This window comes from Serratia sp. 2880STDY5682894, assembly GCF_001537385.1.
GTDB lineage: Bacteria > Pseudomonadota > Gammaproteobacteria > Enterobacterales > Enterobacteriaceae > Serratia > Serratia nevei.
The window spans coordinates 536,662-557,168 of sequence record NZ_FCJA01000002.1 but is presented as its reverse complement, the minus strand read 5'-3'; the positions used below and the strand labels follow the sequence as shown (position 1 = coordinate 557,168).

The following is a 20,507-nucleotide window of genomic DNA, read 5'->3' as shown; positions in this document are numbered from 1 at the left end:
AACCGCCGCCATGACTATGGGGCGAAATACGCTTGGGCCTATGAGCCAGGCTCATGAATCAGAGACTCTCGTTAAGCGCTTGCCCGATCTTCGCCTCACACAGCAGGATGTTGTGGTGATGACAAGCCAGCGGGATGACCTGCAGCCGCTCGCAGGCGGCGCCAAGCCCATTATCTTCCACCGCCAGCAGCGGTGCCGTGACCGCTTCCGGCAACTGCGGGTTACCCTCCATCGCCTTGAACAACGTCACCTTCGTGGTTTGCAGCCTGCGGCTCAGACTCCCCTCAGACAGCCGTCGCTCCGCCTGCCCTGCGGCCATGGCGCGTGTCGCCGCCTCGCCCTCGATGCCCAACGCCGGCAACAGCTGCTCCAAAGGCAACTCCGCCGTGGCCTGCCGGTAGAAGCTGTCCAGCAGATACAGTTGCACGTTACGGCAGCCGCGCGCCTCCAGCCGGGCGGCAATCTCCAGCGCGATGATGCCCCCCAGCGACCAACCGAGAATGCGCACCGGCCCGGCGCCTTGCAGCAGGCCGGCGGCGATCATGTCGTTCAGATACCGTTCGGCCAGATCGCCGAGCGAGTCGATGGCCGGTTGATGGTAAAGGTTATGGTTGTCGACGCCGTAACAGTTGAATCGCCCCTGCAACGGCTGAGCGAAAGCGTGAAACGCTTCCGCCCCCACCAGCGCCGGGTGGATCATCCATACGACGGGCGCGCCCTCTGCCCAACGGTTAAGCGGCAAGACCAGGCGGCGTTCGTTGGCGGCCAGCAGGTTTTTCAGGGTGCGGCTTTGCAACAGCTGCACCACCGGCACCGGCCCGGCCATCAGTTCCCCCATGCCGACACACAGGGAAATGGCCTTGATCGAGGTGCCGCCCAGCAGGAAGAAATCGTCCGTCATGCCGACCTGCCCGCACTGCAGCGCCGCCTGCCACAGCGCGCACAGCTGCTGTTCCAGCTCGTTCGCGGGAGCGACATAGGCCTGCGGTTCGCTCGCCGCCGGCGCAGGCAACGCCTTGCGATCCAGTTTGCCGCTGGAGTTATATGGCAGAGCGTCCAGCCGCATCAGCGCCGCAGGCAGCATGTACAACGGCAGTTTCCCGCTCATAAAGGCCAGCAGCGCCGATTCATCCAGCGGCGCCTCGCTGACGTAATACAGCGCCAGGCGCTGCCGATGCGCCTCCGACAGCACGACCGCGCAGCAGGATTTGATCGCGCCGAACGCCAGCGCACATTGCTCGACCTCTCCCAGCTCAACGCGGTAGCCGTTGATTTTCACCTGAAAATCCATACGGCCGAGGAACTCCAGGTTGCCGTCCGGCAAATAGCGGCCGGCGTCGCCGGTGCGATAAAGCCGCTCCCCCAGTTCCGGATGGTAGATGAACTTCTCTTCGGTCAGCGACGGATTGCGGTAATAGCCGCGCGCCACGCCGGCCCCACCGATATATTGCTCTCCCGGCAAGCAAGGCGGCAGTACGCGCTGATGGCGATCCAGCACGTAAAAGCGCTGATGCGCCATCGCCTGGCCGTAAGGCACGCTGGGCGCCAGGATCGGCGTTTCCGGGATGTCGTACAGGATCGACCAAATGGAGCTCTCGGTCGCGCCCCCGGCGCTGACGATCCGGCACCCTGGCCGCCATTGGCGAATACGCGCCGGCAGTTGGCGGGAGATCACCTCGCCCACCAGCACCACATTGCGCAGCTGCGGCCACTGCGCCTGCGACGCGGCGGACTCCAACTGCTCCACCAGCAGCGTCATCACTGAAGGCGCGGAGTTCCAGAAGGTTACGCCCTGGGTCATCAACAGCCGATGCCAGGCCTCAGGCTGGTAGCGTTCGGTTTCGGACGGCATCACTATGGCGCCCCCCACCGACAGCAGGCCGAAAATATCGAACACCGAAATGTCGAAACTCAACGCGCTGAGCGCCAACCCGCGATCGTCCGCGCCGAGTTCCAGCTGGTGCAACGTATCGATGATGCTGTTCACCGCGCCGCGATGTTCTATCGCCACCCCTTTCGGCGCGCCGGTAGAGCCGGAGGTGAAGATCACATAGGCCAGCGCGGAAGGTGCCGGCAAAACAGCCTCGCCCGGCGGAGCCGGCGGCAACCCCATGACGGCCCCCTGCGGATCGATCGTCAACAGCCTGGCCTCGCCGCTGGCCCCCCACTCCCGGCTGCTCAGAATCACCCGGGTCTGCGACTGCGCGACGATATCGAGGCGGCGGCGTTCCGGCCAGGCACCGTCCAGCGGCAAATAGGCCTTGCCGGCCATCAGGATCGCCAGCACCGCAATGATTTGCGCCCGCCCTTTGTCCACCATCACTGCGATGGTCTCGGCGCGCATGTCCGCGTGCTCACGCAGCTGCAACGACAGCGTCAGCGCCCGCCGATACAGCTCACCGTAGCTCAGCTCGCCCCATTCATCGACGATTGCCACCCGCTGCGGATCGCGCTCAGCCTGACGGATGAAGTCATGATGGATGGCGCGTTCGAAATCGTAGGCCGGCGGACAGGATTGATGGAAGGCGCGCTGCCGCGCCATTTCACTCTCCGAGATCAGCGCCAACTGGCTGACGCGCTGCTCCCCGTGATTGACGATCTGCGTGAGGATCGTCAGATAATACTCCCCCAGCAGCGCCAGCGTAGCCGGTGCAAACAAGGCGGTGGCATAGTTGAAGATCGCCCGCCCGCCCTGCGGCGCCGACTGGATGCTCAGCGTCAAATCGAATTTGGCCGCCTGGTAGTGCGCCAGCAGATCCTGCGGCGCCAGCCAGGCCGGCGCGGCCCCCACCTCCTCCAGCGCGAACAGCGCCTGGAACAGCGGATGGCGCGACAGATCGCGCGGCACCTGCAGCAGTTCGATCAGCTGATCCAACGGCAAATTCTGATACCGCTGCGCCTGCAGCACGCCGTCAAAGACGCGATGCACATAATCGTTCAGCGACGCCGCATCGTCTATTTGCGAGCGCAGCGGCAGCGTGTTGACGAAGAATCCGATCGCTGAGCGGGTCTCTGCCGCCGGTCGGTTGGCAACCGGCGTACCGACCAGAATGTCTTGCTGGCCGCTGAAGTAACCGAGCAGCAAATTAAAGGCCGCAAGATACAGCGCAAACGGCGTGACGCCCTGCTGCCGGGCGAACTGCGCCGCCTGCACCACCAGCGCCTCCGGCAGCGCGATGACGTGGTTGGCGCCACGATGATCGAAGCGAGCCGGCCGCACGAAATCGAGCGGCATTTCCAGCGCCTGCCACCCCGCCAGGGCTTGGCGCCAATAGGCTTTCGCCTCATCCGCCTGAACGGAATCCAGCCAGCGCCGCTGCCAGACGGCATAGTCGCCATAGTGCAACGGCAACGCCGCCAGCCCGGCCTCTCGCCCTTGCCGCTGCGCCTGATACAGCACGTCCAGCTCCTGCAGCAGCACCGGCTGCGACCAGCCGTCAAACGCCAGGTGATGCACCAGAATCAGGCTGTAATTCACCCACCCACCATCCGGCTGCGCCACCCGGTAAACGGCCGCCCTGATCGGCAATTCCGCCCCCAGCGCGAACGGCCGGTCGATATCCTGCCGCAGCCTGTCCGGCCAGTGCGCCGCCTCCAGCGTCACGCGCTCCAGCGAAAGCGTCAGTTCACAGGCTCGGGATACGGCGCTTTGGGATGGCATCTGGACAATCAGGCTGTGTAAAACCTGATGCCGGGCGACGACCGCCTGTAAACTGCGCTCGTAAGCCGCCAGACACACCTCGTCGCCGAGACGGAACAGCATCGGCACATGGTAAAGATTGCCGCCGCCGTTCAGATTCTCGATAAACCACAGCTGCAGCTGTGAAGAAGAGAGCGGATACTCCCGTTGCCGCAGCGGCGGGATCGACACCGGCGCGGCGCCCTGCTCCTGTTGCTGCAACGCGCGACACAGCGAACGGATCGTCGGGAACCGCCCCAGCTCGCTCAGCGTTACCTCACGCGCCAGCCGCCGGCCGATCTGATAACAGGCCTGAATAGCCAGAAGAGAGTTGCCCCCCAGCGAGAAGAAGTTGTCCTCCACGCCGATATCCTGCCGCTGCAGCAAATCGCGCCACACCGCCAGACAGGCGTTTTCCCATTCGCCCTGCGCCGCGACGAACTCACGCACCGCCCTTTCCGGCTGCGGCAAGGCCTGTCGGGCTATCTTGCCGTTTTCGGTCAGCGGCAGCTGCGCCAGCTGCATCAGCGCCTGCGGCACCATGTACGGAGGCAGTTGGCTGCTCAAGTGCTGAGCCAGCGCCTGGGGGGCGATCGTCTCATCGGCAACGTAGTACGCGGCCAGGCAGGGCTGCGGTTGCGTGACGAGCACGCAGCAACAGGCGGTCACGCCCGGATAGGCGAGCACCGCATGTTCTATCTCCCCCAGCTCGATGCGATAGCCGTTCAGCTTGATCTGCTGATCGAGGCGCCCCATAAACTCCACGTTGCCATCCTCCAGCCATCGGCCCGCGTCGCCGGTGCGGTACACCCGCTCCTGCAGCTCGTCATGCCAGAAAAAACTCTCGGCGGTGCGTTGCGGATCGCCGTAATACCCGCGCGCCAGGCCCTCACCCGCCAGATAGATTTCCCCTCGCACCCCCGGCGCGGCGGGCCGTCGCCCGGCGTCCAGGATATAGCAACGCTGGTGCGGCAACGGTTTGCCGTAAGGAATGCTGACCGACCGAATGTTCTGACCGCGCGGGACCTCGTACAGCATGGTGAAGATCGCCGCCTCCGTCGCGCCGCCGGCGCTGCAAAAACGGCCGTGCGGCGCCCAGGCCAGGCAGCGTTCCGGCAGCGAGGTGGCGATCCAGTCCCCCCCTACCATCACCGCCCGCAGCGCCGGTGCCGGCCCTGCCGTTAACTCCGCGCCGTTCACATAATCCAGCAACAGCTCCATCAGCGCCGGTGCGCTCAGCCATTGCGTCACCCGATGGTCCATCATCAATTGATACCAGGCCTGCGGATTGCTCCTGTCCCGCTCGGCCGGCATCACGACCGCACCGCCGGCGCTCAGCGGGCTGAAAATGTCGAAGATCGCCAGATCGAAGCTCAACGCGCTGAGGGCCAGGCTGCGATCCCGCTCGTTGAGGCCGAAATACCGCCGCACGCCCTCCAGCATGTTCACCGCGCTGCGATGTTCGATCGCCACGCCCTTCGGTGTGCCGGTCGATCCTGAGGTGAAAATGATATAGGCCAGGCTGTCAGGCCCGGCATCCAGCGCCGGCAGGCGCTGTTCCGGCAGCGGCAGCTGCGCCGCCAGCCCTGCGGCATTCAGTTCGATCAGGTTGATCTCGGCGCAGGCCCAGGGTGCATCGCTGAGCAGCGTATTGATGCCGGCCTGCGCCATCACTTTCAGCCGCCGCTGCGGTGGCCATGCCGCCTCCATCGGCAAGAACGCCTTGCCGCACATCAGCGCCGCCAGCAGGGCTACCGGCTGCCGGCGCCCTTTGCCGGCGATGACGGCGATGGCGTCGCCGGTCACCCGTCCTTGCACGCGCAGCTGAGTGGCCAGCGTCAACGCCGCCTCGTGCAGCTCGCCGTAAGTCATCTCCCCCTGCTCGTCGACTACCGCCACGGCCTGCGGATTGCGCCGCGCATGCTGCACGAAATCCTGTTGCAGGCTGCGTTCAAACGCATAGCCGAAGGGGGATCCGGCCGGCAGCGCCTGGCTTTGCGGTTGCAAGCGGATGTTTTCCAGCGGCCAGTCGTCGTGGTGAGCCATCTGCTGCAATACGGCGAGATAGTAACCGGCCAGCCGCTCCATCGACGCCTTGCTGAACAACGCCGAAGCGAAGTTGAAGCGCGCACGCATCTGCTCGCCCTGCGGCGTCAGCGTGAGCGTCAGGTCGAACTTGGCGGTGCGCTCATAAGCGCTCAGATCGACCACCGACAGCCAGTCCGGGCGCGCCTGCGCGCCGCCCTCGCTCTCCAGCGCGAACATGACCTGGAACAGCGGATGGCGAGAAAAATCGCGCGGCAGCGCCAGATCGTCCACCAGCGCTTCCAGCGACAGCGTCTGATGCTGCTGCGCCTGCAGCGTCGTGGCCGCCACCTGCCGCACAAACTCGGCGACGCGATGACGCGGATCGAGCCGCCGGCGTAAAGGCAGCGTATTGACGAAGAACCCAATCAGATTCTCCAATTCGGGGCGGTTGCGGTTCGCCAGCGGCGTACCGACCATGACATCGTTCTGGCCGCTGTAGCGGGACAACAGCAGCATGAACCCCGCCAGCATCACCGCATGCAGCGTCACCCCCTCTCTGCGTGCCAGCGCATCCAGCGCCTTCACCAGCGCCGCCGGCAACGGCACTTCGCTGTTGTCACCGCGCTCGTCGAAGACCGCCGGCCGCAAAAAGTCCAACGGCAGATCGAGTTGCTGGCAACCTGCCAGTGCTTGCCGCCAAAAGGCCAATTCGTCCGCCCGGCGCTGCACATTTTCCGGCGCTTGTTGCCAGCACGCATAGTCGAGGTATTGCAACGCCGGCTCTGTCGCCTCACGCCACGTCCCGCGATAGCGCGCGTCCAATTCCTGCAACAGCACCTCAAGCGACCAGCCGTCAAAGACGATGTGATGGAACACCAACAGGCAAACGGTCGTTTCCCGCTCCGCCGCATCGCGATAACGGTAGCGCGTGGCGCGCAGCGGCAGCTCGCGCGTCAAATCCATCGGCTGGCTGCAGGCTTGCGCCAGCGCAGCGTCAAATTCATCGGCGCTCAGCGTCAGCAAAGGTACCGGCAGCACGGTGTCGCTGACCCACTGACTGGCTTCGCCCCGGTCATTCTGGCGGATCAGGCTGCGCAAGATCTGGTGGCGCTCGACGATCGCCTGCAGACACGCCGCAAAGCGTTCGTCATCGACATCCGGCGGCAGCCGCAGCAGCACCGGCGACAGATAATGCGTGGCATTCACCGACAGTTGCTGAACAAACCACAGCCGCGACTGCTGAAGCGACAGCGGCGCCTCCCGCAGCCCGCCGGAGAGGATCGGCAGCTCATCCGGCGGCGCCTGCCGTTGGGCGGCGATGTGCTCGCTCAATGCGGCCACCGTCGGATGCTGATTCAACGTCAGTACCGAGATCTTTGCCCCCGGCAGTTTATTCACTTCGTGGCACAGCCTGATGGCCATAATGGAGTTGCCGCCGAGGCGGAAGAAGTTGTCGTCCACGCCAACATCGCCCCCCAGCAGCCGGTTGAACAGCGCCGACAGACGGGTCTCCAGCGGCGTGCCCGGCCGGCGAAACGCCGTTTGCGGCTCGACCGGCAGCGGTTCCGGCAATGCCCGGTAATCGACCTTGCGGCTCACCGTCAGCGGCAGCGCCGCCAGCGCCCGCATCGCCGAAGGCAACATGTAGTGCGGCAGCTGCGCCGCCAGGCGTTGCAAGATGTCGCCGGCCTCCGGCTCCGCGCCAGCTTGCGGCACATACCAGGCCGCCAGCTGGTCCGTAGTGCCGGGACGCAGACTCACCACCGCCTCGGACACCTCAGGCAGCGCACGCAGCTGCATTTCTATTTCGCCCAATTCGATGCGATAGCCGTTGATCTTGATTTGCTGATCGTGCCGCCCGAGATACTCCAGACCGCCGTCGGCCAAGCGCCGCACTCTGTCACCGGTGCGATACAGGCGCCGGTACGGTTCCCGCAGTTCAAATGGGTTGGCGACGAACGTGGACGCCGTCAGCGCCGGCAGGTTCAGGTATCCCCGCGCCAACCCCACGCCGGCCAGGCACAGCTCGCCTTCTACGCCCAACGGTAACAAATTATCTTTCTCGTCAATCACATAACAACGCATATTGGCGATAGCGTGGCCGATATTGCGCGCGCCGTTGCGGCGATAGATATTCAGGCTGGCGCTGACCGAGGCTTCGGTCGGGCCATACATGTTCGCGACCTGCATGCCGCTGGCCAGGTAATGGTCGAGCGCTTCCTGCGCGGTCGCCTCACCGCCGGTCGCGAGATAGCGCACCGAAGCCGGAAGTTCAGGCAAGGTGCCAAGCAGCGCCGGCGGCAGGAAGCAGGCCTCGATGCCCCAGGCCGCCATCTGTTCGCACAACTTCGCCGGATCCCGCCGCTGCGCTTCGCTCGCGATGAACAGCCGGTGACCATTGTCCAGAGCCACGAACACTTCGAAGACGTGCGCGTCAAACGCCAGCGACGCGAACTGCAGGCAGTTGAGCGCATCCGGCTCATTGCACAACAAACGCTGCGTGTGGCCCCGCACCATATTGGCCGCGCCCCGGTGCTCGCACAGCGTGCCTTTTGGCCGCCCGGAAGTGCCGGAGGTGTAAATCACGTAGGCCAACTGCCGGGCGTCCACACTCGGCAAGGCTGCGGCATCCGCGTCGGCGAGCGGTTCATCTGCCGACAGGCAAAGACCGCCTGGCGCCAATCGCTGTGCCGCAGCCTGCAACGCGTTTTCGGTCAAGACGATCGGGCTGTTGACCTCTTGCAGGATATAATCCAGCCGCTGTGCCGGCGCGGCGGGATCCAGCGGCACATAGGCACCGCCCGCCTTCATGATGGCCAGCATCGCCACCACCGCCTCCGCGCTGCGCTGCAGATACAGCGGGATCAGCGTCTCCGGCGGCATGGCCACGCCGCACAGCCGTTGATACTCCGCCCGCAGCCGCAGCGCCAGACGATCGCTGCGCTGCGCCAGCTGGCGGTAGCTGAGCGATCCTTTGGCATCGGTCACGGCGACGCGATCCGGGTGACGGCGCGCCTGTCTGGCCACGCCCTCGAGCAGCGTCGCTTCCGCATCGGCCGTTGCCGGCCCGCTCTCCCAGCCGTCGCGGCAGCGTAAAACCTGCTGCGCCGTCAGCTGCGGCCAAGCGGCAATCGGCGCGTCCGGTTCGGTTAACGCGCGCTGCAACAGCCAGAGATACTGCTCCGCCATCTCCGTCATTTGGGTCGCGTCGAACAGATCGGGGCGGTAGCGCAGACGAAACTCAAAGGCCTGCTCGGTAGGCTGATACTCCAGCAGCAGTTCCGAACCGGCCAAATCGACGTTGAAGCGATGATTGACGCCGATGCGACAACCGTCGAGCGCCAGCGGCGCATCTTTCAGGTAAGCCTGGGTAAAGTTGACGTTCAGCTGACGCACCGGGCTGAGGCTCAGCATGTCATAAACCGGCAACTGGCTGTGCCGCAGCTTGCCTGCCGCCTTGAGCGCTTTGCTGTAGGCCAGCGTCGCGCGGTACAGCTGATTGAACGTGGCCCCCGGGGCGAGGGTCAAGGGAAACACGGCGGTATTGACCTGTGCGCCGAAGAACAGCGCCTCGCCGCCCTCCGGCGCGACGGGATAACCGATATGCACCGTTTCCTGCGCGGATTGCCGGGCGATCAGCAACGCCCACAGCGTTTTGAATATCAGGAAAGGATTGGCATACCTGACGCCGGATTTCAGCGCCTGCCACTCGGCGAACGGTAACCTAAAGCGCACTTCACCGGCACCGGGCGCTTCGGGGGCTGCGCCGGGAAGATAAGGCAACGCCACGCGCGGAGCGCATTCAGCCAGCAGGTTGCCCCAAAATGACGCAGAGCCGAACTCGTGTTTCAACGTCGCGACATCCGCCTCATAACGCTCGTACAATGTGCAGATGTCCGTTTCATCCGCCTGCGGCGGCGCCACCGCCGCGCCGCGATTGTAATAGGCAGAAACGGCGCTGTAGAACTCCTGCCCCGACAGGCCGTCGATCAGGATGTGATGAACGACAATGATCAGGTTATAGCGCTGAGGGGCCAGCTCAATCAGGTAGAAGCGGCACAGCGGCCCTTCCCGGAGATCGAACGGCGTGTTGATTAACTTACCGATATCACAATCGGCATCGAGCGTTTCCAACGCAATTTTTTTCGCCGTCTTTACCCAGCGTAGTGGCGAGGAACTGTCATCCAAAACGTGGTGAAACAGAATATAGTCCCGGCAAACCCCGTCGATCGCCGCGCGCAATCGTCCGACGTCCAGCTCTCCCTCAATCGTCTGATCCAGCACCAGGTTGTACTCGCAGGAGTGTGGATTGAGCACGTACTCATTCCAAAACGTGTGGGTATAAGGTGAAGCGATGAGCACGTTCATAAAGCAATTCCCTTTTAATATATTCCAAAAATATATCAACCACTACTTATGCATTAAATAAATAGCGTGGCCGTTATGCGATTGAGCTGTTAGCTGAAAAACTAAAAACATAAGTGCGAATATTATTTTATTTTTATAAAAAATAAAGCCACAAAAATACAAATAAATAAACATCATAAAAAACAATTAATTAGGATTGATTTTGATTTTCCATCAATGGATTAACCACATTGCATTCATTAATAAAATAAATGAAATAAACAAATTAAAAAAACAAATAGGATTATATTTAAGATAAGTGAGGGTAATTTAAAAACGCCCGGCAAATCACTATTGAATAGAGAATTTTCTTAATTAAAAACACACCTCTTTCTGCTGCGCTATTCCAAAGCGCACGATGTCGGAATATCCTATACTCTTTGCAGGATGCAGTTTCCTTCCCATTGAATGCCAGTACAGGGAGTCAAAAATGGCTATTTTCGCCCCTTTGCGGGCAACTCTTTCAGCATTATTGGCAGAATTATCTGATGAATAAAAAACGTCCCGCCTTGACCCCGGCAACCCTGTTATTGCTGCAGCCGATCTGTATCGGCTCGGCCCTGGCGGCGGAGCAAAAAGACAGCGACACCCTGGTGGTGATGGCGCAACCCACCGGATTGACCGAGCTGGGGTCGCCGGTCTCCGTTAGCGTGATCGACGGCGAAACCCTGCGCAACGCCGCGCCGCAGATTAACCTGTCGGAAAACCTCGGCAGCGTGCCGGGCCTGCAGATCCAAAATCGGCAAAACTATGCGCAGGATCTGCAGATGTCGATACGCGGGTTCGGCAGCCGTTCGATGTTCGGCGTGCGCGGGGTGCGCATGTACGTCGACGGCATTCCCGCCACCATGCCCGACGGCCAGGGGCAAACCTCCAATATCGACATCAATTCCGTCGAACGCATCGAGGTGCTGCGCGGCCCTTATTCCGCGCTGTACGGCAACGCCTCGGGCGGGGTTATCAATGTTGATACGATAACCGGCACCCAGCCGCCGACGCTGGAGGCCGGCGGCTATTTCGGCAGCGACAACACCTGGCGCTACGGGGTGAAAGCGACCGGCGCCACCGGCGACGGTACCCAGGCCGGCGACGTCAACTACGCCATCTCCGGCACCCGCTTTACCACCCAGGGCTACCGCGATCACAGCGCTGCGCGGAAAAACCTCGGCAACGGCAAGCTCGGCGTGCGGCTGGACGACGTCAGTACCCTGACGCTGATGTTCAACAGCGTCTCGATTGACGCCGGCGATCCGGGCGGCCTGACCGAGGCGGAATGGAAGGCCAACCCGCGCCAGGCGCCGCGCGCGGATCAATACAACACCCGCAAATCGCTCGACCAGACCCAGGCCGGCCTGCGCTATCAACGCCAGATGAGCGAGCGCGATGAACTGACCCTGACCGCCTACCACGGCGAGCGCCACACCACGCAATACCAATCAATCCCGATGGGGCCGCAGCTCAACCCCACCCACGCCGGCGGGGTGATCGTGCTGGAAAGAAAATATCAGGGCATTGACACTCGCTGGAAGCATGAGGATACTCTCGCATCGTTACCGGTAACACTGATCGGCGGTCTGGATTATGAAACCATGACCGAACGCCGCCAGGGGTTCGAAAACTTTATTCTGCGAGACGGCACAGTGGACTACGGCGAGAAAGGCGACCAGCGGCGCAACGAGAAGAACCGCATCTGGAACCTGGATCCTTACCTGCAAACCTCCTGGCAACTGACGCCGCACTGGACGCTGGACGCCGGCCTGCGCTACAGCACGGTCAGCTTCGACTCGACCGACTACTACATCACGCCGCGCAACGGCGACGACAGCGGCAGCAAACGCTACCACCAGTGGCTGCCGATGGGCTCGCTCAACTACAAGATCAATCCGGCGTGGAACGTTTATCTCTCCGCCGGCCGCGGCTTTGAAACCCCCACCATCAACGAGCTCTCCTACCGTCCCGACGGCCAGTCAGGCCTCAACATCGGCCTACAGCCTTCCACCAGCGATACCGTCGAACTGGGCAGCAAACTGCGCCTCGGCAACGGCCTGGTGAGCGCGGCCCTGTTCCAGACCGATACCGATAACGAGCTGGTGGTAGCGGAAAGCAGCGGCGGACGCACCAGCTATGCCAACGCCGGCAAAACCCGGCGGCGCGGCCTGGAGCTGGCGCTGGATCAAGAGTTTGCGCTGGACTGGCGCCTGCATATGGCCTGGACGCTGCTGGACGCCACCTACCGCAGCGATATGTGCGGCAAAGCCGTTTGTACCCCGGCCCAGACCATTCCCGCCGGCAATCGCCTGCCGGGCATCGCGCGCAACATGGGCTACGCTTCGCTGGCCTTTGCGCCGCCGGAAGGCTGGCACGCCGGCGCGGAGCTGCGCTACATGAGCGACATTCAGGCCAACGACGCCAACAGCGCGCAGGCCCCCTCTTACACCGTGGCCGGCGTAAACGCCGGCTATCGCTTTACCTGGAACCGCTGGGCGCTGGACGTGTTCAGCCGGGTAGATAATGTGTTCGATCGCCGTTACGTCGGTTCGGTGATCGTCAACGAAGGCAACGGCCGCTATTTCGAGCCGGCGCCGGGTCGCAACTGGGGTGGCGGCGCCACCTTGTCTTACCGCTTTGAATAAGGCAAAGCACCTTAAGGTTAAAAGACGGGATGGGTTTTACGTCACCCTAGCGGCTTCCCGCTGAAATATTAGGGAGAAACCGCGTGTTTTTTCCGATTTGGCTTAATCTCTAAATCGGGGACTTTCATTTTTGGTAAGGGTATTGCTATGCAAAATAAAGCGTCACTATCGCCGCTTATCGTCATAACGGCGCTGTTTGCCGCCCTGAGCGGGCTTTATCTGCTCGGCGGCGGCATTTGGCTGGCCAAGTTGGGCGGTTCGCTGTATTACATCATCGCCGGGCTGGTGCTGCTGGCGACCTCTTGGCTGCTGTTCCGCCGCCGCGCCACCGCGCTGCTGCTGTATGCCGTGTTCCTGTTGGGCACCACCGTTTGGGCCTTGTGGGAAGTCGGCCCGGACTTCTGGGCGTTGACGCCGCGTCTGGACGTCACCTTCTTCTTCGGCCTGTGGCTGGTACTGCCGTTTATCTACCGTAAGCTGGTGGCCAACGGCAAGTTCGCCTACGGTGCGCTGAGCGCGGCGCTGGTCATCACCGTCATTGCGCTGGCCTATGCCGTGTTCAACGATCCGCAAGAGATCAACGGCACCCTCGACGCCGCGCAGGTACAGCCTAAAGACACCACCGGCGCCGACTGGCCGGCCTATGGCCGCACCCAGGAAGGCACCCGTTACTCGCCGCTGAGCCAGATCAACGACAAAAACGTTGGCCAGCTGCAAGAGGTTTGGCGTTTCCAGACCGGCGATCTGAAGACCGCCAACGATCCGGGTGAAATCACCAACGAAGTCACGCCGATCAAGATCCGCGATACCCTTTACATGTGTACGCCGCACCAGAAGCTGTTTGCGCTGGATGCCGCCACCGGTAAAGAAAAATGGAAGTTTGATCCGCAGCTGAAGTACAACCCAACCTTCCAGCACATCACCTGCCGTGGCGTGTCTTACCACGAAACCGCTGCCGCCGCAGACGCTGCCGGCAACGCAGCACCGGCGATGTGCGCACGCCGCATCATTCTGCCGGTCAACGACGGCCGCCTGTTCGCGCTGGACGCCGAAACCGGCAAACCGTGCCCGGACTTCGCCAACAACGGCGAACTGAACCTGCAGAGCAACATGCCGTATGCGACGCCGGGCCACTACGAGCCGACCTCGCCGCCGGTGATCACCGATAAAGTGATCGTCGTCGCCGGCGCCGTGACCGACAACTACTCCACCCGTGAGCCTTCCGGCGTGATCCGCGGCTTCGACGTCAACAGCGGCAAGCTGCTGTGGGCCTTCGATCCGGGCGCGAAAGATCCGAACGCCATCCCGGCGGACGAGCATCACTTCGTGCCGAACTCACCGAACTCCTGGGCACCGGCCGCCTATGACGCCAAGCTGGATATCGTCTATCTGCCGATGGGCGTCGCCACGCCGGACATCTGGGGCGGCAACCGCACCCCGGAAATGGAGCGCTACGCCAGCGGCCTGTTGGCGCTGAACGCCTCCACCGGCAAGCTGGCCTGGTTCTATCAGACGGTTCACCATGACCTGTGGGACATGGACGTGCCAGCGCAGCCGACCCTGGCGGACATTACCGACAAGAGCGGTAAAAAAGTGCCGGTCATCTACGTGCCGACCAAAACCGGCAACATCTTCGTGCTGAACCGCACCAACGGCGAACTGGTGGTGCCGGCGCCGGAGAAACCGGTACCGCAGGGGCCGGCCAAAGGCGATCGCCTGTCACCGACCCAACCGTTCTCCGAGCTGACCTTCCGCCCTGAGAAGAAACTGACCGGTGCAGACATGTGGGGCGCGACCATCTATGACCAGCTGGTCTGCCGCGTGATGTTCCACAGCCTGCGTTATGAAGGCACCTTCACCCCGCCTTCCGAGCAGGGCACGCTGGTGTTCCCGGGTAACCTCGGCATGTTCGAGTGGGGCGGGCTGGCCGTCGATACCGATCGCGAAATCGCCATCGCCAACCCAATCGCGCTGCCGTTCGTGTCCAAACTGATCCCACGCGGCCCAGGCAACCCGATTGAGCCGCCGGAAGGCGACAAGGGCGGCAGCGGTACCGAAACCGGTATCCAGCCGCAGTATGGCGTGCCGTTCGGCGTTACCCTGAACCCGTTCCTGTCACCGTTCGGCCTGCCGTGCAAACAGCCGGCCTGGGGTTACATTTCCGCCGTTGATCTGAAAACCAACGACATCGTGTGGAAAAAACGCATCGGCACCGTGCGCGACAGCTCCCCGCTGCCACTGCCGTTCAAAATGGGCATGCCGATGTTGGGCGGCCCGGTGACCACCGCCGGTAACGTGTTCTTCATCGGCGCCACCGCAGACAACTACCTGCGCGCCTTCAGCGTGACCAACGGTGAGAAACTGTGGGAAGCGCGCTTGCCGGCCGGCGGCCAGGCGACGCCGATGACCTATGAGGTCAACGGTAAGCAGTACGTCCTGATCTACGCCGGCGGCCACGGTTCCTTCGGCACCAAGCTGGGCGACTATGTGGTCGCTTACGCGCTGCCCGATCAGAAGTAACCGCCACCGGTAATACCCTGCAAAGCACGCCGCAAGGCGTGCTTTTTCTTTTTACGCCCCGCCTGATGCGCCGCCCGCAATACCCTTAATTTTTTCATTTTCATTATTGATAATAATTATCATTCGCAATATTATGAGTGCGTGGCCCCGGCAGTGGCCCGCAATCCTTCTCCACCTTAATGGGCAATATGGCAGTCGGCCGCCTGCGGGCGGCCCTATTCGGAGGCGCATGGTCGACCACACGCAAAGACACCAAAAGAAGATCCTGCAAGCGGCGGTGAAGACGCGGCGAGCCGGCCTGCCGTTCGAGCCGGCTCACCCCGTCCATTCGCCCTTTGTCGGGCTTCCCCATCAAACAGAGGCCGTGCTGGTGCACCTGATCGGCCAAGATGACCCACAGGAGCCGCCGGAATGAATGTGCAGCCTTTTACCGCCATGCTGATGTTTGCCTACGTGCTACTGATGGTGCCGCTGCTCTACGTCATCGACAGCCGTCTGAGCGCCGGTAAGCTGGTGCGCAAAGCCACGCAAAACGTCATCATCATCGCGTTGACGCTGTTGTTCTTCAGCGCGATGACCCTGCTGTATTGACGCCGCAGCGGCTCAGGCGTAGGTCTGGCGCCTGAGCCGCGCCGTCACCCTCGCGGCCGCTCTACGGTTTTCAACCCGCCCATTCGCAGCCAGTGGTAGAGATCCGCGTTGCGTTTGAAACCCAGTTTTCTCATCGCCGCCTGTTTGTGGTTGCTGACGGTTTTCACGCTCAGGTGCAGGTTGCGCGCAATGGTGGTCTGCGGCAATTCACAGGCCAGATAGCGCATCACGTCCTGCTCGCGGCGGGTAATGCGCTGCCGTTCGCACCAATGGCAGCGGTGCGCTGCCCCGCTTTGCGCCCGCGCCGCCAGCGCCAGGTCCAGCTGTCTGACTACGCTGTCCGGCGAGTCATTGCGGAAGATCACCCCCGTTTCGCTGATGCAACGCGGCTTATCGCGCCAACGAATATCGCCCGGCTCACGCAGCGCAAAGTTGATCGGTCGGCTGCCGCTCACTGAACGCAGGCAGAAACGCGCCTGCCAGTCTCGCTCCACGGACTGGAACACCATATCCGCCCGGTGCGCCTGTGCGGCGTCCAGCAGTTGAACCCGCATACCTCGGCGCGAAAAATACGCCAGCAGCAGCCGCTGCAATCCTTCGATAAAGAAACGGTCATTATCGATAAACGCCAGAGTGATGGTGCTTTCCATCGGCACGCTCCCTTTGAAATAATCCTTCCCGGCCGCCGCCGAGCGTGAGCCATCCCCCCGATGGCGGGCGGCTCAACGACATAACGCGGTATCGCACCGGCGCGCGGCGGGGGTAATGCGGCTACGGCAGCGCCAGAATGGCGACCGATTGCCCCGAGTAATCGCCGGCCTTGACCGTTCCGGTCACGCCGAGCGTGGAAGTGATTGGCACCGTGACGCCACGCGGATCCGCAGTGAACTGGTAACCTTGGTTACCCAGAGCGCCATTGACCCGTAGCGTGCTGTAGACACCGGAATTCCCCAGCTCCAGGCGGCCATTGCTGCCGACGCGGATATACATGACGATAGTCATCTTCTGCGAACACACCACGCGCAGGCTGCCGCGCGCCGTGTTGCCCGTCAGTTCGGTGTCCGACAACACACCGTGGTTCAGATCGAGCTGTTGCTCATCGATGCCACACACGCCGACCGGCGGCGGTACGATGCCGCAGATGCTACCGGGCATCAGGATCGCATTGCTGTCACCGACCCCAGAGCCTGAACGAGTGTTGTAAAACAGCCCAACACACTCTTGGGTAATGGCTTCGCCATTGTGGAAAGTCGAGCCTTTTATTGGCAGCGCATTGATGCTCTGGTAAAAGCGACTGAGCTCGCCCATCGTCGCCAATTTGGTAATTTGCGGATAACGTGCCGAACCGACGACATAAGCGGATGGCGACACGCCTGCATTACCGCCGGTGTTAGAACTGGTATGCCGGTGGTTAATCCCAATCGCGCACTGAGCCTGCTGGAAACAGGGATTGGGCGACGAATCGTCCGTATCCCAGCTTTCGAGCACAAATTCATAGGACGCGTTGCTGGGGGAGCCGGTGCTCTTGGTCACGTACGAGTATATTTGCGCCGAGCACAGCCCCGGCAGCAGGCCAAGCAGTAAGTACATCCATCTGAAGTGAACACGCTGCATCGCGTCATATCCTTATTCTGTGGTGCCGGAGCCCGGCGCTCATTGGTAATCCAGACTGAAAGTCGCAATGGCGCTGAAAGCGCCGCGACCGATAGTTCGCTTCGCGATCGCTTCCGGTTCGCCGCGCACATAAGCCTGCACGCCGATTACCGTGCTGCCGTTCTGCAACGGGTACTTGCCGCCGGCGCTGTTGAGCGGTAACGGCTGCCCCTGCGGCGTTTCCATGCCGATGGCGATCCCGCGCGCCTGGCTGCTCGCCGCCAGTGCCAAAAGCCCCGGCAGCTGCGCATTCTCCGTGCCTTTGAAGGTGATCGAGACCGTCTTGCCCAGGCTGAGATCGCACTCCGTCAGCCGCAGCTCGAACGGTTGCCCCTGCGTGCGCTGGTTCAGGTACAGGTATTTGTCGACCAGCGTGCCTAAATCCAGCTCGATGTCTTCGTCGCCCGGCTGGATGACGCAAGGCTCCGCCACCAGCGCTCCGTGCATGCGCAGGTTGTCCACCGCGTGCGCCGCGCCGTTCACGCCCAGCGTCAGCAACAGCAGGCCGATGGCTCCGTGGCCGCCTGGCCGGCGGCGGGCTTGTATTGTTTTCACGCGCGCCTCCTTGTTCATTGGTAGTCGGCCCGCAGCGTCGCCGCGGCCTCGAATGCGCCTTCCGTCAAAGCTTCGCCCGGTTTGCCGACCGGCACCGCTTCCAGCAACGGCGGTTTGGCGGGATCGACGGGCAGTGCGCTGCCCACTTTGAACGGTTGGGCGTTCTGGTAAATGCGGATCCCCAGAGCGCGCCGATTGGTTTGCACCGCCGCTTCGTCGAACGTCGCGGCGGTGCCGGTCAGGCTCAGCAGCATGTCCCATTTGCCGATTCCCGGTTCGCAGCGAATGCGGTAGCCGATGGTTTGTCGGTAGTTCACGCCATCAACCTTGTTGATGCCGACGCGATCGCCGAAGTCCACGTCGATGATCCCGTCGTCGTTAAGGGTGCAGGGCGGCGGCGCGATCAGCGTGCCGCGAAACTGCATGTCGACCGTTTTTTCCGCCCAGGCGAAAGGGCACGCCATCGCGGCGCACAGCAGCACGCTCGCCGTAAAACGTTGTTTCATGCTCTCGCTCCCGCGTTACTGGTAATCCACCTTCATGGTGGCGCCGGCGGTGAACTCGCCCGCCGTCAGCCTGGCGGAAGCCGATTTCACCGGCACCGCCTCAAGCGTCGGCGCGGCCGGATAGGTAAAGCTCAGCCATTGATTGACCGGCCAGCGGCGGCCGCCGTTCAGCAGCGCAATGCCTAGCCCGTCCTTGCTGGTGCGCAGCAGCTGGCCGTCGAAACCGCTCGCCGCCCCCTGCACCTGCAGCTTGAGCCCGTTGCTGCTCTGCCCGCTGCACGTCAGCGTGTAATTCACCGCCCGCCGATAATTGGCGCCGTCGATGCGGGTGGTCATCACCTCATCGCCAAAGTCCACCTCAATCGGGCGCCCGCCGTTGATGATGCAGGGGGGCGAAAGCACCGTGACCCGCACGTTCACCGTGGTCGCCTGCGCCGGCAGTTGGCCCAGCGCCAGCATCCCCGCCAGCCAGAACGCTGCCCGGCAACGCGTTATCTTCTGTGCCATCGCCTCGCCTCAGTCATAACTCAGCCTAAAATCCACCGTCGCCCGATACGCGCCGGCCATCAGCGGCGCCGCGGTTCGCTCCGGCGTCACGCTGTAGCTCAATGCATCTTGCCCCGGCGTCAACAGCAGCGGTTGCCCGCGGCTGCCCAGACGAACGTCGCGGCCGCGGCCGTCCAGCAGGCGCAGCCCCAGCCCGGTGGTACCCTGCGCTTTCACCAGCTGCGGGTTGTCGCTGTCCGCCGTCGAGCCGAAGCTGACCGTCACCGCCGGCTGATTCGGCGCCCAGGTCAACGCGCCGGTGCGCGCATCACGCTGGCCGCCCGGGGTGCGCAGACAATCCTGCAAGCGCAGTTCGAACGCCACCGGCTGCCCGCGATCGCCGACCTGCCGCAACCGTGCGGTGCCGGTCTCACCCAGCCAGATGTCCTGCCGCGCGCTGGTCATCTCCAACCGGCAGGCGCTCTCCGTCAGCGCGCCGTACACCTGCAGCACGCCATTGGCGCCCTCTACCTGCCAGTTGTCCACCTCGTCAGCCTGCGCCGGCGGCATCGCTATCACGCCCAAACTGAGCGCCAGCAGCAACGCGCCTGCGCCGATTTTTTTCCGTTCTCGTTTCATCCTTTACCCCTGAATGGCTCACAGCGCGGGTTATGAAGCCGTCCGTTTCTCCGGCACCACCTTGCAGCTCGTGCCGCTGCAGCTGAAGCTCAGCTGCGGCCGGCCGCCGTAATCGTTGATGTAGGTCAGCACCGGGCTGCCGCCCAGCGCCGCTGCGCCGACGGTCAGGCTCGCCTGGCTTTTCGGCGCGATCATGAAAGGCTCAAACCCCTTCACGCCCTCGCCGCCCTTTTTGCTGCCCGCATCGACGATGGTGATGTAGTACGGCGTCGGGTTATTGACCTGGTAACGCTCTCCTTGCCGCGTCAGCGTCAGCTGCTCCTGCCACGGCGTCGCCATGTCGGTACGGCTCGGCACGATAGCCGCCGGGCGGTAGAACAGCTTGATGCGCGTCTGCAGCGCGATCTGCAGCGTATTGGGCTTGTTGCTCTTCGGCGGGATCTCGCGCAGGTTGAAGTAGTACAGCGTCTCGCGGTCCTGCGGCAGCTGTTTGGCCGCCGGCAGCGCCTGGATCTTGATCTGGCTCGGTTTGCCCGGCTCGATGCGCTGCACCGGCGGCAACACCACCAGCGGGCTCTGGATCTTGTTGCCCTGCTCGTCCTCCAGCCAGCCCTGCGCCAGGTACGGCAGCTGTTTGTTCTGGTTGCTGAGGTTGAGGCTGACCGAGTTCTGGCCGCCGTCGAAGATCACCCGGGTGCGGTCGAGCGCGATCGCCGCCTGCGCGTGCTGCGACACCGTGGCGCCCAGCAACACGAGCACCGCCGCGGTTTTCAGAGAAAAAGTTTGCATGTTGTCGATAACTCCAAATTC

12 protein-coding genes are annotated in these 20,507 nt (G+C 62.8%); 4 read left to right on the top strand and 8 right to left on the bottom strand.

The genetic code is table 11. The features are described from left to right. Positions 1–58: 58 nt before the first annotated feature. A complete protein-coding gene (locus AWX27_RS07310) occupies positions 59–10,075 on the bottom strand; it encodes a non-ribosomal peptide synthetase (RefSeq protein WP_060420515.1) in 10,017 nt (3,338 codons plus the stop codon). A 527-nt stretch (positions 10,076–10,602) separates the two neighbouring features. Here AWX27_RS07310 and pqqU point away from each other — a divergent pair. From pqqU to AWX27_RS07290, 4 genes are all read left to right on the top strand, one after another. Further along, complete coding sequence (pqqU, locus tag AWX27_RS07305) at positions 10,603–12,747, top strand: TonB-dependent receptor PqqU (protein ID WP_060420512.1); 2,145 nt, start codon at positions 10,603–10,605, stop codon at positions 12,745–12,747. A gap of 147 nt (positions 12,748–12,894) precedes the next feature. Continuing rightward, positions 12,895–15,267 (top strand): glucose/quinate/shikimate family membrane-bound PQQ-dependent dehydrogenase, encoded by a 2,373-nt coding sequence (locus AWX27_RS07300; RefSeq protein ID WP_060420510.1) that lies wholly within the window; start codon positions 12,895–12,897, stop codon positions 15,265–15,267. A gap of 229 nt (positions 15,268–15,496) precedes the next feature. Next, positions 15,497–15,682, top strand: coding sequence for a hypothetical protein (locus tag AWX27_RS07295; RefSeq protein ID WP_060420507.1), 186 nt, complete (start codon positions 15,497–15,499; stop codon positions 15,680–15,682). Further along, a complete protein-coding gene (locus AWX27_RS07290; RefSeq protein WP_038872213.1) occupies positions 15,679–15,858 on the top strand; it encodes a hypothetical protein in 180 nt (59 codons plus the stop codon). Before AWX27_RS07295 ends, AWX27_RS07290 begins: the two co-directional genes overlap by 4 nt. A gap of 44 nt (positions 15,859–15,902) precedes the next feature. On the opposite strand, the gene AWX27_RS07285 is transcribed toward AWX27_RS07290, so the two are convergent. The 7 genes from AWX27_RS07285 to AWX27_RS07255 form a co-directional block, all read right to left on the bottom strand. Beyond that, positions 15,903–16,508: a helix-turn-helix transcriptional regulator gene (locus AWX27_RS07285; protein ID WP_060420504.1), complete on the bottom strand. Its 606-nt coding sequence runs from the start codon at positions 16,506–16,508 to the stop codon at positions 15,903–15,905. Positions 16,509–16,629: 121 nt separating this feature from the next. After that, positions 16,630–17,472: an MrpH family fimbial adhesin gene (locus AWX27_RS07280; RefSeq protein WP_060420501.1), complete on the bottom strand. Its 843-nt coding sequence runs from the start codon at positions 17,470–17,472 to the stop codon at positions 16,630–16,632. 39 nt (positions 17,473–17,511) lie between these two features. Further along, positions 17,512–18,066 carry a fimbrial protein gene (locus AWX27_RS07275; RefSeq protein WP_369819288.1) on the bottom strand — a complete coding sequence of 185 codons (555 nt, stop codon included), beginning with the start codon at positions 18,064–18,066 and terminating at the stop codon, positions 17,512–17,514. Positions 18,067–18,080: 14 nt separating this feature from the next. After that, positions 18,081–18,572: a fimbrial protein gene (locus AWX27_RS07270; protein ID WP_060420498.1), complete on the bottom strand. Its 492-nt coding sequence runs from the start codon at positions 18,570–18,572 to the stop codon at positions 18,081–18,083. Between the two features lie 15 nt (positions 18,573–18,587). Beyond that, the gene (locus AWX27_RS07265; RefSeq protein WP_060420495.1) at positions 18,588–19,079 is read right to left on the bottom strand and encodes a fimbrial protein; all 492 of its coding nucleotides are present in this window, start codon (positions 19,077–19,079) and stop codon (positions 18,588–18,590) included. A gap of 9 nt (positions 19,080–19,088) precedes the next feature. Further along, positions 19,089–19,697, bottom strand: coding sequence for a fimbrial protein (locus AWX27_RS07260; protein ID WP_060420492.1), 609 nt, complete (start codon positions 19,695–19,697; stop codon positions 19,089–19,091). Between the two features lie 30 nt (positions 19,698–19,727). Continuing rightward, on the bottom strand, positions 19,728–20,486 hold the full coding sequence (locus AWX27_RS07255; RefSeq protein ID WP_060420489.1) for a fimbria/pilus periplasmic chaperone: 759 nt from the start codon (positions 20,484–20,486) through the stop codon (positions 19,728–19,730). Positions 20,487–20,507 lie beyond the last annotated feature (21 nt).